The sequence below is a fragment of the Janthinobacterium sp. J1-1 genome (genome assembly GCF_030944405.1).
Taxonomy (GTDB): domain Bacteria; phylum Pseudomonadota; class Gammaproteobacteria; order Burkholderiales; family Burkholderiaceae_D; genus Janthinobacterium.
Genome location: NZ_CP132339.1, coordinates 3,010,767 through 3,026,597, shown reverse-complemented (window position 1 = coordinate 3,026,597; position 15,831 = coordinate 3,010,767). Strand labels below are relative to the sequence as shown.

The 15,831-nt window shown below is 63.9% G+C and carries 13 protein-coding genes and 1 tRNA gene; 3 read left to right on the top strand and 11 right to left on the bottom strand.

The features are described 5' to 3' along the window. Position 1: 1 nt before the first annotated feature. The 4 genes from Q8L25_RS13715 to Q8L25_RS13700 form a co-directional block, all read right to left on the bottom strand. Entirely contained in the window at positions 2 to 781 is a 780-nt protein-coding gene (locus Q8L25_RS13715) for an OmpA family protein (RefSeq protein WP_308925348.1), read from the bottom strand. Positions 782 to 801: 20 nt separating this feature from the next. Continuing rightward, positions 802 to 1,791 carry a type VI secretion system-associated protein TagF gene (gene tagF, locus Q8L25_RS13710; RefSeq protein ID WP_308925347.1) on the bottom strand — a complete coding sequence of 330 codons (990 nt, stop codon included), beginning with the start codon at positions 1,789 to 1,791 and terminating at the stop codon, positions 802 to 804. Beyond that, complete coding sequence (gene tssM, locus Q8L25_RS13705) at positions 1,788 to 5,558, bottom strand: type VI secretion system membrane subunit TssM (RefSeq protein ID WP_308925346.1); 3,771 nt, start codon at positions 5,556 to 5,558, stop codon at positions 1,788 to 1,790. The genes tagF and tssM overlap by 4 nt, the downstream gene beginning before the upstream one ends. A gap of 219 nt (positions 5,559 to 5,777) precedes the next feature. Then, positions 5,778 to 6,626 carry a M15 family metallopeptidase gene (locus tag Q8L25_RS13700; protein WP_308925345.1) on the bottom strand — a complete coding sequence of 283 codons (849 nt, stop codon included), beginning with the start codon at positions 6,624 to 6,626 and terminating at the stop codon, positions 5,778 to 5,780. Positions 6,627 to 6,741: 115 nt separating this feature from the next. On the opposite strand from Q8L25_RS13700, the gene Q8L25_RS13695 reads away from it, so the two are divergent. Beyond that, on the top strand, positions 6,742 to 7,407 hold the full coding sequence (locus Q8L25_RS13695) for a hypothetical protein (RefSeq protein ID WP_308925344.1): 666 nt from the start codon (positions 6,742 to 6,744) through the stop codon (positions 7,405 to 7,407). Between the two features lie 13 nt (positions 7,408 to 7,420). Here the strand turns inward: Q8L25_RS13695 and Q8L25_RS13690 are convergent, their stop codons facing one another. Continuing rightward, positions 7,421 to 8,197, bottom strand: a complete 777-nt coding sequence (locus Q8L25_RS13690) for an alpha/beta hydrolase (protein WP_308925717.1) — start codon at positions 8,195 to 8,197, stop codon at positions 7,421 to 7,423. A gap of 231 nt (positions 8,198 to 8,428) precedes the next feature. Here Q8L25_RS13690 and Q8L25_RS13685 point away from each other — a divergent pair, with 231 nt between their 5' ends. Continuing rightward, the gene (locus Q8L25_RS13685; RefSeq protein ID WP_308925343.1) at positions 8,429 to 8,812 is read left to right on the top strand and encodes a hypothetical protein; all 384 of its coding nucleotides are present in this window, start codon (positions 8,429 to 8,431) and stop codon (positions 8,810 to 8,812) included. A gap of 68 nt (positions 8,813 to 8,880) precedes the next feature. Next, entirely contained in the window at positions 8,881 to 9,870 is a 990-nt protein-coding gene (locus Q8L25_RS13680) for an alpha/beta hydrolase (RefSeq protein ID WP_308925342.1), read from the top strand. Positions 9,871 to 9,921: 51 nt separating this feature from the next. Here the strand turns inward: Q8L25_RS13680 and Q8L25_RS13675 are convergent. The 6 genes from Q8L25_RS13675 to Q8L25_RS13650 form a co-directional block, all read right to left on the bottom strand. Continuing rightward, positions 9,922 to 9,997: transfer RNA gene (locus Q8L25_RS13675), tRNA-Asn, on the bottom strand. A 73-nt stretch (positions 9,998 to 10,070) separates the two neighbouring features. Continuing rightward, positions 10,071 to 11,372 (bottom strand): NCS2 family permease, encoded by a 1,302-nt coding sequence (locus tag Q8L25_RS13670; protein WP_308925341.1) that lies wholly within the window; start codon positions 11,370 to 11,372, stop codon positions 10,071 to 10,073. Between the two features lie 71 nt (positions 11,373 to 11,443). Next, on the bottom strand, positions 11,444 to 11,845 hold the full coding sequence (locus Q8L25_RS13665; protein WP_308925340.1) for a GtrA family protein: 402 nt from the start codon (positions 11,843 to 11,845) through the stop codon (positions 11,444 to 11,446). Positions 11,846 to 11,973: 128 nt separating this feature from the next. Then, positions 11,974 to 13,443 (bottom strand): c-type cytochrome, encoded by a 1,470-nt coding sequence (locus tag Q8L25_RS13660; RefSeq protein WP_308925339.1) that lies wholly within the window; start codon positions 13,441 to 13,443, stop codon positions 11,974 to 11,976. Continuing rightward, on the bottom strand, positions 13,440 to 15,098 hold the full coding sequence (locus Q8L25_RS13655; RefSeq protein ID WP_308925338.1) for a GMC family oxidoreductase: 1,659 nt from the start codon (positions 15,096 to 15,098) through the stop codon (positions 13,440 to 13,442). Before Q8L25_RS13655 ends, Q8L25_RS13660 begins: the two co-directional genes overlap by 4 nt. After that, positions 15,095 to 15,742 carry a sugar dehydrogenase complex small subunit gene (locus Q8L25_RS13650; RefSeq protein ID WP_308925337.1) on the bottom strand — a complete coding sequence of 216 codons (648 nt, stop codon included), beginning with the start codon at positions 15,740 to 15,742 and terminating at the stop codon, positions 15,095 to 15,097. The genes Q8L25_RS13655 and Q8L25_RS13650 overlap by 4 nt, the downstream gene beginning before the upstream one ends. Positions 15,743 to 15,831: the final 89 nt, after the last annotated feature.

Sequence of the window (15,831 nt, the reverse complement as noted above, 5' to 3'; positions counted from 1 at the left end):
TTTACTCGGCGATGCGAAACTCGATGCGCCGGTTCCTGGCACGGCCATCGACCGTCGTATTGCTGGCCACCGGGCGGTCCGGACCCTGGCCCGAGGTCAGCACGGTGTCCGGCGCGATGCCCTTGCTGGCCAGGTAGTTGCGCACGGCTTCGGCGCGCGCCTGGCTGAGCGACACATTGCTGGCGCGCAGGCCGGTATTGTCCGTATGGCCAATCACCTCCACCTTGCGTCCCTTGAGCTTTTGCATGGCGGCCGCCATCTCGTCGAGAATGGCCAGGCCGGCAGGCGTGATGCTGGCCTGGCCGCTGTCGAACTCGATGATGCGCTTGTCGAGCGCCGCATCGAGCACGCCCTGCTCGGCAGCGGCGATGCGCAAGCCATTGTTGACGGTGTAGGTAGGATTGAGGCTGGTGGCGATCTCGCTGGCGATCTGCTGGCGCTGCGCTTCGTTGGCCACTTCGCCGCGCACGCTGACAATGCTGCCGTCAATGCTGAGCTGGCCGCGCGTGATCAGTTTCAGATTCGGCGTCAGCAGTTTTTGCACATGCGCGTTCCAGTTGGCCGGCACCGCCACGGCGCCCACCGCCACCTGGTCGACCACGCGCTCGGCGCCATACAATTCACGCAAGCGCGCCAGCACGGCTGCCTTGGACGCTTCGTCGGCCACGGTGCCGGTCACCAGGATCTGGCCAGGCTGCGGCGAGGCGGGCGCCGGCGCCTGGGTTTGCGCATGGACGTTGAAAATTGCCGCCAGCGGCAGGAACAAGGTCAGTGGTTTCATCGCCATCCTTCAAGCAAAGTTCAAGCAAAGGTATCGTCAAACATCGCGCAGGCCGAGCGCAGCGACAGCTGCTCCTGCTGCAGGCAGGCGGACAAATGGCGCAGCGCCGGCGCCGGCGCCAGGGCGTCTTCGACCCAATCCAGCTGGTCGAGCACGATCAAGCGTTCGCCCGCCGCCTGCGGGTCGATCAGCGCGCGCAGCGCATGCGGATCGGCGCCGCAAAAACCGACCAGCAGCACCGGCGCTTCGCCCAGGTGGGCAAAGAACAGCGCCAGTTCAAAGTCCAGCGGCTGCAGGAAGGGCAGGATCAAGTGCAGCCAGAAGCTGGCCACCAGTTCGCGCAGCCCTTCATCGGCCGGCAGCGGCAGCACCAGGTTTTTTTCCAGACGTATGCTCCTGCCATGCCCGCTTTGCCGCACCGGCTGCAGCAGCATGCCCAGGCCCAGCAGCAGTTCGCGCACCGTGACGGGAAAGGTGGGCGAGGCGAGCATCGTTTGCAGCGAGTGCAAGGTCTGCGCTTGCAGGAAGCTTGACAGCCGCGCCGCATGGCCAGGATCGCCCGGGTCGACCTGCACCACCTCGCCGGCCAGCGCCAGCAGCGCCGGTGCCGGATCGGCCTGCGACAGCATGCCCGCGCACAGGCTGTCGAGGCGCTGCCACAGCGGCGACAGCACCAAAGGGCTGCAGCCGACAAAGGCGCCGGCGTCCGGCACCTCGATCGCGCTCATGGCCATGAAGGGAAAGCGGCGCTGCGACACATCGCAACTGGCCTCCAGGCGCCCGGCGATGGCGCGCCGGCTGCGCGTGCCGACAAAGGCGAAGCGCAGCGGCGCAAGCGCGTCGTAATTGAGCTTCCAGCGCGGCTCCATCGTCAGTGCGCTCATCACCTGCGCCAGCCAGTCGTCGAGCAGCTGCACCAGCGCGTGATTGTCGCAAGCCTTGACGAAGTCGCCGCGCGCGGGCAGCTTGCCAAAATAAGCGAGGCGCACGGCCTGCGGCGCGGCCGTCATGGCGCCGCTCCCGCCAGGGCCACCGGCGAGGTTCCCGCCACGCCAACGATGGTTTCCGGCAGTTGCATGCCGCGAAAGCCCTGCTCCTGTACCGCCGCCGCAGTTCCGCCCGCGGCGGCGGCCGTGGTTTCCGGGCTGCTGGTAATTTTCAGGTCGACCGCCACCGCCACCTCGCCGCGCGTCCAGCGCAATTCGAAGACGCCGGCGTCCTTGCGCTTCTTGGCGGCGGCGTCGATCATGCGCTTCAGGCCGAACTGCCCCGGTTCGTTGAACAGCTCCACCGTGCGCCCGTCAAAGGTGATGGCGGTGATCTTCGCGCCCGAACCACCTTGCGGGCCCGGATGCACCATATTGGTCCACTGGGCCGGCGTATTGCGGTAGCGTAGCTGCTGGCCGTCGATCTCCACCGTGTATTCCAGCGTGCCGGGCGCCGGCGACGGCAGGATCTGGAACACGGTCTGCGCCGCGCCGGAGGTGGCCGCCGCGCCGCCCGCGCCGAGCGGCGCGATCCAGCCGGGAAAACGGGCCACCATCTGCGGCGACAGGCTGATGCCCATGTCGGCCCAGGTGCGCGGCGCCAGCACGTCGCCGCGCCTTACCACCAGCGGCCCCATCGCGGTAGTGACGAATTTGGCCACCAGGCCTTCGGGGCCGAAGAACTGGCCGATCTCAAGGTGGCTGGCTTCGATGCGTGCATTTGGGGCAAACGGATATTTGTTCGCCAGCGAGCGCTGGAAAGGCTCGTACACCTGGGCCGACCAGGTCTTGTTCACTTCCAGTTCGGCCGGCGCCACGATCACCGCAAAGGTCTGCATCAACGGGCGCACCAGGATAGGCCGGATCGCCTGCTTCTGCGCGTCGCTCATGCCGGTCAGCATCTGCTCGTCGACCAGTTTCAGGGCGTCGGCCAGTTCGGAGCCGCTGCCTTCGAGCGTCTGCTGCATGAACTGCTTGGCGCCGGGGCCGGCGTCGCCCTGGTTCTTCAGCTGATTCAACCGGCTGCGCAATTTCGACAGCGCTTCCAGGTAGGAACGCATCAGGGAGGCATCCTTCTCTTTCGCCGCCACCAGCTTGCCGACGCCGGCAAACTCGCGCCCGATCGGCCCCATCGGTTTGTCGAGCCGGGCCGGATCGATCTGCGCGTTCAGGCCCGGGTTGGAGGTGAGCTGCGACGGCGCGCGGCGCAGGAAAGTGTCCTTCAGCCAGGCGATGATCCCGCGCTCGGCCTGGCGCAGCTGGGCGTTCTGCAGGGCCGGATTGTCCCACGAGGTTTCCTCGTAAATCGTGTTCAGGAGCTTGGCGATCGGCGACGATTGCGGGTCGCCCAGCCGGTTCATCGCCTGCACCGCGCCATCGAAGCCTTTCAGGTCGGCCACCGCCACGCCCTGCACGAACTTTTGCCATTCGCGCGCGTAATCGGCCTTGTACAGTTCCACCAGGTTTTTCTCGATCTGTTCCGGGCTGCCTTCCAGGGTCAGGTCGTCGGTGGAGGCGCTTTTCAGCACCCAGTCGGCGCTTTGCAGCTCGCGGTTGGCGGCCTCGCGGAAAGCGCCTTCGACGAATTTTTCCCAGGCCTGGCGCGTGTAGGCGCCCGAGACGGCGTGGCTGCCCAGCAGCAGGCCCTGGTCCGCCTCGCCGACGATGCGCGCCACCGTCACGCCGGGAAAGCGGGTCGAGGCGCGTGCCTTGACGTCCGCATACACGCGCTCGCGCGCCGGCATGCCGCGCACCACGCGGCGCAGGTTTTCGCGCGCCTGGTCGACCAGCGCCAGCTTCTGCTCGATGCGCGGCCACGACGGATCGCCCACCTGCGCCAGGTAAAACGTCAGCAGCCTTTCCGCGCTGCGTATCATCTGCTCGCGCGGCATGGCGCCACGATTGTTTTCCAGCCAGCCGCGCCAGAAGCGCGCCATCTGATCGTTCAAATGACTGCTTTCGGCATGGCTTTTATCGGCCAGCATCAGATAGGTTTTCAGCGCGTTGTAGGCGTCTTCGACATTGGTGGCGCTGGCCGCCTGGTAGGGTTGGCCGCCCGGCACGGCTGCGGGCGATTGCGGCGCACGCGAGGCCGGCTGCAGCTGCCCGGCATTGGCGTTCATCTCGGCCAGCAGGCCTTCCAGGCCGGCCGTCACCGGTTCGAGCATGACGTGACGGGCGCCGGCGAAATACTCTTCGCGCAGCTTGCGTTCCAGCAGTTCGCCCTGGTACAACCCCAGGCGCAGCGACCACGGGCTGTGATGCCGGTACGCGTCCAGCTGCTCGATGCGGTCCTGCAGGATCTCCAGCGCTTCCAGGCGCGATTGCAGGTCGAGCCGCTGCTCCTGCAGGCGCAGCACCTTGTTCATGTCCGCCTCGACATTGGCCACCAGCTGGCGGTTGCCCAGGTAAGACCAGCTCCAGCCGCCCAGGCAGGCGCCCAGCAGCACGGTGGCCGTGAAAAACACCGCGTACTTGAAGCGCAGCCGGTGCCGGCTGGCGTAGTTGGAGACCAGGTATTTGTCGGCAAAGATCACCTTGCGAAACAGGTCGAGCAGGAAGTAGCCATGCTGGCGCTGGCCGGCGGCCACCGGCGGCGGCGCGTAGGTGAGATCGAAGCGTTGCGCCACCTGCTGCGAGGAAGCGCTGACAGGCACGCCTTCCTGCAGCGCGCTGGTCAGATAAAAGCCGCGAAACACGGGCTGGAACTGGAACGGATTTTCCTCGAACAGGGTGGCGATAAAGGCCCGCAGCGACGGCTTGATGGCGGCAAATTCGAGCGGGAACGTAAACACCCCGGGCGGCATGGTCTTGCGCTGGCGGTGCGCCATATTGGCCAGGCTCAGTTCCGTCAGGCCGGCGTGCAGCTCGTCGAAACTCTGGTCGAAGAACGCCAGCAATTCCGGCGTCGGCAGCTTGCGCTGGTAGGGCATGGTGGCGCCCCAGGCCCGCTCGCGCTCGCTGCGTTCCGCATCCAGAAAGAACTCGGTGAAGCCGGCGATCAGATCGGCCTTGGTAAACACGATGTACAGCGGCGCGAACACTTCCAGGCGTTCGATCACGTCCTGCACCCGCTTGCGCAGGCTGCGCGCCAGCTGCATGCCGACATCCGGGTCGCCCCCCAGTTCGGCGATGCTGACGGCGATGATGATGCCGTTGATGGGCGCCTTGCGCCGGTATTTTTTCAGCAGGTCGAGAAAGCCGAACCACTCGCCACGGTGCTCCTCGACCACCGAATAACGGCCGGCCGTGTCGAGCACGATGCCGTCGGTGGTAAAGAACCAGTCGCAATTGCGGGTGCCGCCCACGCCCTGCACCACCTTGCCATCGGCAAATGGAAACTGCAGGCCGGAATGCAGGATCGCGCTGCTCTTGCCGGCGGCGGGGTTGCCGATGATCATGTACCACGGCAGTTCATACAGGGCCGCCGCGCCCGACTTGCGGCCCAGCTTGGAAGTCTTGATGGTTTCGATGGCGGCCAGCAGCCCGGTGCGCACGGCATCGACTTCGCCATCCCGCGGCGTGGCGGCCTGGGCCGCATTGGCGGCGGCGATCTCGGCCTGGTTGAGGATGGCCTGGCCCAGCGCCTGGGCGTCGCGGCGCGCGCGGCGCCGGCGCAGCAGCCACAGCGCCAGCCAGATCACGAAGGCCAGCAGCAGCAAGACCAGCGCCCAGACCAGCGCCAGTTCCAGCACTTCGGTGCCCAGGTAAAGGAACAGGGCCAGCGCCACGAAGCCGAAAATGGTCAGGTGGCGGCTATCGGTGAGGAAATTCCAGATTCGTCGCAGCATGGTGGGTCCTGGTTGAGTCCGACAAAACGGGCGCCGCCGCAAGGGCGAACCGAACCATGCTGACAGTAAAAAAGCCGTGCTTTGTTGACTTGCAACAAGTATTCCGGCCCGGGCCAACCCACCCGGCGCGCCATGCTTGACGCTGCGCAAGCATGAGTTCGCCTGAGAAAAACCGGTCGCGGCGCCGGGCTAGAATGGCTGGCGCGCAGGCCCTGGCCGTCAGTTCCCCAGCACGCCGCGCTGGCGCAGTTCCGCATGGCCGAAATCCATCATGGTCCAGCGCCCGCCCCAATGCAGGCCCACCGATTCGGCCGTCACGCCATACAAACGGTAGCCACGCATGGCCCAGGCATTTTTTTCGGAAATGATGAGTTTTCCCTCATGCATGAATGCGCAATCGGCGGCCAGGCCGTACTGGTGATAGCTTTGGAACGCCTTCGCGTTGGTCACGCTCGGCCCGGCGGCGGCCAGCTGGTTTTGCCGCGCCGGACTGCGGTAGCCTTCCAGCAGCACCATGTCATAGCCATGCATCTCCTTCATGATCTTGAACACCAGCAGCAGGCGCTGCGCAAAGTCCTGGTCCAGCAACTGCCAGTTGCGGCTGGCGCCGCCCAGCAGCGGCCGCAGCTGCGTCACCTCGGCAGTGGTAAATACCAGCGGCGGCAAGGCGGGCGGCGGCGCCAGCTGCTCGCCCTTGAGCAGGTCGCTGACCTGGTCATTGATCACATATTGCCGGTCCGCATAGCCGCGCAAGGCGATGCGGTCGCTGGCCAGCCAGGCCAGCAGTGGCGGCACCACGACCAGCAAGGCGCCACCGAGCGACAGCCAACGATGGCGCAGCAGCCACCGCCAGCCGCGCGCCACGCCATGGCCGGAACGGTGGCTAAGCTGTTGCAGCTGCCGCCACTGCGCGCCGCCGCCCTGGTTCAGCTTGCGGGCGCGGCCATGCATGCGCCAGCCCAGGTTGACCATCGCCTGCACCAGCATGGCGCGGCCCGAGGGAAACAGCAGCAGCCAGCAGGCAAACGAGGCAAGCAGGAAGTACATCAGGATCAGGGCGATCAGCATCGGACACTCCGTCAAGGGTTGCCAGCAGGTATCGCCAAATCGTAGGCGCGAGCGTCCCGGCAGGGCGCGGCATTTATCAAATGAGATCGAATTCGATCAGGTCGGAGGTACTATTTTGGCGACAAGCACAAGCACAAGCAACGATGGACGCAAGGGTGGCCCGGACCTGCTGGCCCGCGCCGGCATGGCGGACAGCCACCGTATCCTGTCGCAGCTGGAATACGGCAGCACGCCGTTTTCCGCACCGCGGCCGGCACTGCAGTGGCGGCCCGGCTGGCTGGCCATCGTCGGCGCCGTGCTGGGGATCACATTCCTGCTGCTGGCCTGGCTGGCCTACGAGGCGATGCTGGCGGCGCCGGCGCCACTGACCGTGCAGCGCAGCGCGGCGCCCGCCCCCGGGCCGTCGCCTGCGGAAATGCCCGCGCCCGCTCCGGCGGCCGCCACCATCATCAATGAAGCGCCTGCCGCCGAACCGGCGCCACCGGCTGCGGCTGCGGCGCAGCACAAGCAGCATGCGCCAGGCCGCCAGGCGGCCGCGCGCGCGACGCCCGTCAAGCCCAGGCCGGACGCCGCGGCCGGCGACAGCGACGTGACCTTGCTGGCGGCCATCGTCGCCCATGGACAACGAGCGGAGCCACCGCGCGACGTGGTGCTGCGCAAGGATGAAGAAGAAACCGCCAGCCTGCTGCAGCGCTGCCGGCAACTGGGCTTGATCGAAGGCATGCTGTGCCGCGCGCGCATCTGCGCCGGCCGCTGGGACAGCGACCCGGCCTGCCACTGAGCTTGAGATTGACTCAGCGTGCGGCGGCGATGCGTCCTTCCAGGAAAACCCGCATCAGTTCGAGCACGGCCTGCGGCTGCTCCTGGTGCGGCGTATGGCCGCATTGTTCGATCATCGCCGGCACCGCATGCAAGGCTTTCGCGACGATGGCGTCGACCTGGGCCGCGCTGCCGTACTGGTCCGCGCTGCCCTGCATCACCAGCGCCGGGCAAGTGATCGACGCCAGCAGGTATTCGATATTCCAGAATTGAAATCCATGGCTGAGCCAGGTATCCGACCAGGCCTTGAATATGGTCTGCGTCTTGTCGCCATGGTACTTCGCCAGCGCCCGCAGTTTGCCGGCGTCAAAGGCGGCATTGGCGGTGCGGATGCCGGCCAGCGTCACCGCTTCGACAAACACATGGGCCGCTTCGGTAATAATGCCGCGCAAGTGTGCCGGCTGCTGCGAGGCATGGATCAAGGCGATGCTGCCGCCGTCCGAATGGCCGATCACGATATGCTCCTGCTGCGGGATCAGGCGATCTAGCACCGCCGGCAATTCGCGCAGCGCGTAGTCGTGCAGATAATGCAGCCGGCGCGGCGCCTTCAGCGGCGACGACAAGCCATAGCCGAGCCGGTCATACAGCAAGCCGCGGCAGCCGGTGGCCTGGCATAACCGGGCGGGAAAATCCCTCCACATGGCACAGGAACCCAGGCCCTCGTGCAGGAAGACCAGCACCGGCCGCGCCGGGTCGCCGTCGATCAATTCGTAATACAGTTCGTGGTCAGGACGGAGTGTCAATATCGGCATGGGCAGGCGCATCACGATGAACAAGATCCCTGCATTGTGCCATCGGCGCACCCGGCACGCCCGCCATCGCCGTAAAAATAGCTGGCAGGAAAATGCATCTGCGACAGGTTTGTGGCAACGCAAACGTGCTGACGTCCTCACGGTGCCGCCCCGGCAGCGCACGCCTAGAATGAACCTCGCCACTCGACAGCAGACTGGCACGGAGTCCAACTCATCAACCAGGAGACCATCATGGATATACAAGAACAAAATCGTACCGGCAGCAATCTGCAGCCAGAGACCACGGACATGCCGCAGGAAGGGCAAACCGCACAAGATGCAGGCGACCAGGAGGCAACGGCAAACCTCAGCGGCGCCTCGTTCACCACCTACTATATCTGGCGCGCCAATGGCGTCCACCCCAACGTCAATTTCACGCAAGCGAGCGTGCGTGCCAATTCCCGCGTCTTCCTCAATATCAGCGAGTACGGCGCGAATGCCCAGAGCCGTTTTATCGGCGCGGCCCGCATGGCGGTGTACAACATCGCCCCGTATGACGGCGGCTTCCGCGCCTGGGTCGACATTTCCTGGAACAGCCCGCTCAATATTCGCTTCGACGTGCTGGTCGACCCCTGATGCCCAGGTAACCGCGTGAACGACAGGGCCACGTGCAGCACGTGGCCTTTTTTATCCGCTGTTGCTGCATGAAACAATCCGCGTATATTCCCAATAGGCAAGATGCTAGACTCGACATCATGATAAGAAAACACCTCACAGCCTTGTTCGTGTCGGCCCTGTTGCCGTTTGCCGCATGCCAGGCGCAAGCCGTGCACATGGAAAAGTCGCTGACGCCCGAGATCGGTGGCATCAAACAGTTCATCGACATCAAAACCGACGATACCGGCAAACCCGTGCTGCTGTTTTTATCGGGCGGGCCAGGCAGCTCGATGATACGGAATGCGGATGCGTTTACCCAACTCCTGAAAACCAGGTTTACGATCGTGCAATGGGATCAACGAGACGCGGGCAAGACCTTGCAACTCAATCCCTCACCCGTGCCGCCATCGGTGGAGCAGATGCAAGACGACACGCTGCAAGTCGTCAACCTGCTGAGAAAAGAATTCAAGCAGCAGAAAATTTATTTGTTGGGCAGTTCCTGGGGCAATGTGCTGGGATTCCATGTCGTCAAACAGCACCCGGAACTGCTGCACGCCTATTTCGCCGTCAACCCTGTCGTCAGCCAGCTGGCCAGCGAACGCGAATTGCTCGACACCTTGAAACGCCATTTCAAGGATAACCCCGTCGCCAGTGGCGAATTGGCCAAAGTCGATACCGCCTTCACCAGCGACGACAACCTGTTTTACATCAGGAAATGGCTGTTCTACAAAGACGGCATGGACTATGCAGTCAGTGACGATTTCAAGAAGATGTTTTTGGAATGGACAAAAACCTGGTCACCGGTCTGGACCAAGGTGATGACGATCGACCTGCGCGACAGCTTGCGGAAAGCGGAATGCCCGGTCTATTTTTTCGTCGGCAAAAACGATATCCAGACCTCGGCCAGCATTACCCAAGCCTATTTTAATGAATTGCAGGCGCCGAAGAAAAACCTGTTCCTGTTTGAACGCTCCGGGCATCAGATACACAAGGATGAGCCCGAAAAGCTGCAGCAAACCATTATCAGCACCCTGTAACGCAAAAAGCCCAGGCTGTGAAGCCCGGGCTTTTTACTTTGCTGCTTGTTCTGGCTCCCCGACCTGGACTCGAACCAGGGACCTGCGGATTAACAGTCCGTCGCTCTACCAACTGAGCTATCAGGGAAGTGAGGCCGTATTATATACGCCGATTTTTCCTGTGTCCAGAAGCAATCTGCACGGCATCAAAAATCCCGATCCTATTCTGCGCCAAGGTAAATGAACTTGAACAGGAAGATGGCGGCGATGATATAAGCCACCACCGACACCTGCTTGCCCTTGCCCGTCAGCAGTTTCAATACCGCATAGGTAATGAAACCAAAAGCCACGCCGCTGGCGACCGAATAGGTGAACGGCATCATCAGCGCGGTGATGGCCGCCGGGATACTCTCGGTGCTGTCGTCCCAGTCGATGAAGGTCAGTTCGCGCAGCATCAGGCAGGCGACATACAGCAGCGCCGGCGCGGTGGCGTATGGCGGCACGGTATGGGCCAGCGGCGCAAAGAACAGGCTGCCCAGGAACAGCAGCGCGACGGCGACAGCCGTCAGGCCCGTGCGGCCACCGGCTTGCACGCCGGCCGCGCTTTCGACAAAGGCCGTGGTGCTCGAGGTGCCGAGAAAGGCGCCGGCGGCGATCGCCGTGCTGTCGGCCAGCAGCGCCTTGTTCATGCGCTCCATCTTGCCATCCTTCAGCAGGCCGGCGCGGTTGGCCACGCCCATCAGGGTGCCGGTGGCGTCGAACAATTCAACCAGGAAAAACACCAGCACCACATTGACGATGCCGATCGACAGCGCGCCCATGATATCGAGCTTGAACAGGGTCGGCTCCAGCGCCGGCGGCGCCGAGACGATGCCGTTGAACTGGTTGCCGCCAAAGAAAAAGCTCGACACGGTGATCACCAGGATGCCGATCAGGATGGCGCCCGGCACTTTCAGGCGATCGAGCGCGACGATAATGAAAAAGCCGATGATGGCCAGGATGGGCGCCGGCTGGTGCAAATCGCCCAAGGCGATAATGGTGGCCGGATTCGACACCACCACACCGGCGCTTTTCAGCGAAATAATCGCCAGGAACAGGCCGATGCCGACCGTGATGGCCGTGCGCAGCGCGGGCGGGATGCTGTTGATGATCAGCTCGCGTACCTTGAACAGGCTGACCAGGATAAACAGGCAGCCGGAAATGAAGACGGCGCCCAGCGCCACTTCCCAGCTCATGCCCATGCCCTTCACCACCGTGTACGAGAAATACGCGTTCAGGCCCATGCCCGGCGCCAGCGCGATCGGGTAGTTCGCGTACAGGCCCATGATCAGGGTGCCGATGGCGGCCGCCAGGCAGGTGGCGACAAACACGGCATCCTTGGGCATGCCGGCATCGCCGAGGATGCTGGGATTGACGAAAATAATGTAGGCCATCGTCAAAAATGTGGTCAGGCCGGCCAGCAGCTCGGTGCGCACATTGGTGCCGTTGTCCTTCAGTTTGAAATAGCGTTCCAGGAACTGCATGAGTAACCCCTTGAGTTGGTCGAAACGTGCGCGTGCTTGTGGCCAGCGCGCATCTTGTTTTTGTATTGCTTTTACTTCGCCGTGCCGGCCGGCTTGAAGGCCCACCAGCGGCTGCCGGCAAAATTCCATACCAGGCCGATGCCGGTCGCCAGTACCTGCGCCAGCCAGACATGCCAGCCCTGCTCATGCACGAAAAACCACATCAGGCCGGTATTGATGCACCAGCCGACGGCCAGCAAGCTGAAGTACTTGGCGGCCGCCTCGCCATGGCCCTTGTCGCTCTTGAAGGTGAAAAAATAATTGAGCATATAGTTGACGACCGAGCCCAGGATATAGCCCAGTCCGGAAGCCGCGGCGGCGGCGTCGACGCCAAAGACTGTGACGCCGGTCCACAGCACGGCATACTGCACAAGCGTGCCGGAAGCGCCGACGGCGGCAAAGCGCAGGAACTGGTGATGCAGGGAATGCGACATGGTTGATTTCACCTGGAACAATAATGAGCGGCCGGGCAGGCAAGAACAAAAAATGGCTACGATTGCTCGTAACCATTTTTCATCCTGCATTTTACTGCAAGTTATGGCAAAGACTCAAAAGCTGGCGCTCAATCCTTGCTCTGACGACGGCTGCGGCGCCAGACCAGCAAGGCTATCAGCGCCAGCAAGGCAGCCACGCCGGCCGGCACGATAAAGTGCGGCAAGCGGGCCAGCAGCGGCGTTTCGCCACCGCGGCGCGCCTGCGCCACATAGGCTGGCGTGACCGACACAGCCGGGTTGCCATATTGCTTCAGCACATAATTGGCGATCGAGGCGACCTGCTCGTCGGTCAAGGCTTGCACGTAAGAACGCTGGTCGAAACGCGGCATGAACGCTTCCACCTCTTCGCCTTCCTTGCCGATCTTGCGCTCGACGCCAAACAAAATCGCCGACACCAGGTTGGCCGGCGTGGCCGCACCGGTCGCCGTATTGTTGAACAGCGCCGGATACGCCTGGCCCGTGCTGCCGGCGCCGCTGGCCGAGTGGCAACTGGCGCAATAGCCGCTGAACAACACCTTGCCACTGTTCAGCGAATGGTGCTCGGTGGAGCTGGCCGTGCCGCGCAAGCCTGCTTCCTCGCTGACGGCGCCGCCATAGCGGTAGGCGGGCTTCTGCTGGCCGGCCGCGCGCACGGGCGGCACGGTGCGCAAATACGCCACGATGGCCGCCACATCGTCGTCGCGCAAGAACTGCAGGCTGTTCTGGATCGCCTCGGCCATGCCGCCGGCCGCCTGCCCCTTGCCTTCCACGTGGCCGGTTTTCAGGTAAGCGGCAAGTTCCGCATCGCTCCAGCCACCGATGCCGCTGATGGCGTCAGAGGTGATGTTCGGTGCATGCCACGACCCCAGGTTGGCGCCGGCCAGTTGCTGGCTGCCCACTTCGGCCATCAGCATATTGCGCGGCGTATGGCAGGCGCTGCAGTGGGCCAGCCCTTCGGCCAGGTAGGCGCCCCGGTTGATCTGCGCGCTCTTGCCCGCATCGGGCACGAAGCGTTTGTCGTCGAGGAACAAGGCATTCCAGCCCAGCATCGACAGCCGCACATTGAAGGGAAACGGCAACTTGGTCTGGCGCGCCGGCTCGTCGACAGGTGCTACGGCGTGCATGAAATAGTGATACAGGTCACCCACATCGGCGTCCGACAGCAGCGCATAGCTGGTGTACGGCATGGCCGGATACAAATGGCTGCCGTCGGCGCGCACGCCCTGGCGCAGCGCGCGCGCAAAGTCGGCCTCCGTGTAATGGCCGATACCGCCTTTTGTCGATGGCGTGATATTGGTCGCATAGATCGTGCCCAGCGGCGAGTCGATGGCGTAACCGCCGGCATATGGCTTGCCGCTGGCGGCCGTATGGCAGGCCATGCAGTCGGCGGCAATCGCCAGGTAGCGGCCCCGCTCCAGGCGCGCATCCTGGCCGGACGAGGCGGATGTGGCAGCCGGCACGGCGGGACGGTCCGGCGTCAGGGTCACGGGCGGCGCGGCCAGGACCGAGCTCATGGCCACCAGCAAAACTGCCGTGGCGCTCAATACACGGCGCATCATGCGGCCTCCCGCGCCAGGGTACGGGCAATATCGTCGGCCGCGCGCAAACCGAGCGCGGCCATGCTGAGGGTCGTGTTGACCACGCTGGCCGACGGCATCGCGCCGCCACCGGGCAGCCACAGATTCGCATGGTCGTGGGCGCGGCAGTTGCCGTCCACGACTGAATCGAGGCGGTTGCTGCCCATGATCACGCCGCCCATGATGTGGTTATTCGCGTTCAGGCTGCTGGTGATATTGAACTCCACCGCGCCGAACAGCTTGCCGATATGTTCCAGCTGCGCATGCGCGGCCTTGGCGCCGTTGCGCACATAGTCGCCCACGTCATAGTAAATATCCGGGCAAGCCAGGCCCAGCGGGTCTTTGCGCGTCTTGCTCAAGGTCAGGCGGTTATGCGCTTCCGGCAAGGGTTCCAGGCTGATCGACAGGTCGACGCCAAACGCGGCGCGGCGGCGGATCTCGTCGTCCAGGTCCTTGCCGACCAGGCCCAGCTTCAGCGACTGCTGGGTGGCCGGACCGACGCGCGTGATGTTATTGAGGATCATCTTGTTGGCCGAATACTGCGCGCGGAAGGCGCCGTCGCGCGGCCCGACGAGGCAGCTGCTCTGCGCCGGGCCACGGCCGGTCCAGATCGGTTCATTGGCAAGGAAAGTACAGTGGAAACCGGAATGGTCCATCATGTTGCGGCCCACCTGGTCGGAACTGTTGGCGATGCCGTTCGGATTGTTTTGATTGGCCGCCAGCAACAGCAGGCGCGGCGTCTCGATGCCATTGGCGGCGATCACGAAGGCCTTGCCGGTCGCCCTGTGCGACTGCTTTTTGGCGTCATACCAGTGCACGGCTGTCACGCGGTTGTTCTGGTCGGTATCGATGCGGTACACCACAGCCTCGGCCAGCACGCCCGCGCCTTTCAATTCGGCGCGCTGCACATGGTGGATGCCGTTGTACATGGCGCCGATCGGGCAGATCGGCTGGCAATTGTTATTGCCGCAGCAGGTGGGACGGCCCTGCCACGGGCGCGTCGAACGGCCCTGCGGAATCGGCACGGAGCGGTAGCCGTGCGGATTGACCACCTCGGCAAAGCGCTTGTCGCCATGACCCCACGGCACCATGTCCATCGGATAAGGCTTGCTGCGCTCGCTGGGTGACTGCAGCGCCGGATCGTTGGGGCCGGCCACGCCCATTTCCTGCTCGGCGCGGCAATAATACGGTTCCAGCTCATCATAGGAAATGGCCCAGTCACGCCCTACGCCATAATCGCTTTTCATGCGCATGTCCGACGGCAGATGGCGCCAGCACGACGCCGCCCAGTGCCAGGTGGTGCCACCGACCGTGCGCAAATAGCCCTGCTGGAAACTGCTGCCGCTGGGGCCGGACAATTCCACATAATTATTCTTTGGAAAATACAGCGGCGCCGGGGCATTTTCCGCTTGCGGATACAGGCCCTGGAAGTCGGAACCGACACGGTTCTCGAACGGCATGTTGCGCCAATTCTCCACCGCCTGGCCGCGCTCGATGCGCAGGCCCGCCTCCAGCATGATCACGGAGTGACCTTGCGCGGCCAACTGGTCGGCCATCATCGCGCCGACCACGCCGGAACCGACGATCACGACATCGGCGACCACGTCGCCATTACTCTTGAATTCGGGGGATTTCATTGTGCTTGCTTGCCTTTCGGTTCGGGAGTGCCGGTGGTGGCCGGTGCAGGCGCCGGTTTCGGTGCGACGGGAGCGGACACCAGCACGGGCGGCGGCGCCTTGAGCCACCACAGCGGACCATAGTTGCAATACGTCGGCACCACCTGCCCATCGGCCACGGTGCGGTACATCAGCGCTTCGGCATAGGCGACCACGATGGATTTCGTGCCCTGCGCGGCATTGCCGGCCACCGTGCCCGTGTACCAGGCGGCCACGATGGCCAGCGCCAGTTCGCGCAGGCTGGCATCGGTGGCGGTAGCCGCCGCCAGCAAGTCTTTCGCCGGCTGGCCGGTTTTGACCAGCGCGCCCAATGCGGGCAAGTGTTCGGCAAAGCCCGGCACATTAGTGCGCATGGCCTGCTCGATGCGCGCCGCCGTTTCCGCGCGCAAATCCTGGTGGCCGGTAATCGCCTGCGACAAGGTATAGAACAGCATGCTGCCAGGCGCAGGGCTTGGAGCAGCCGCGCCGGACGGCATGGCGGCCGACAAAGGATTGCTCCAGAAACCGGCCTGCGCCAGCAAGGCAGCCAGCCCGATCAGGGCATGGCGGCGCGTGATGCGCGGCGGAGCAACATCGGAGGGGATGGAGGGGATGGAATCTTGCATGGAACTCCCGCAATTTATTGTTGTGTTGACTTGGATACTTGCGTTGAATCGCATTTGGGCAAATACAATGCGCTTCGTTATTATCCTAC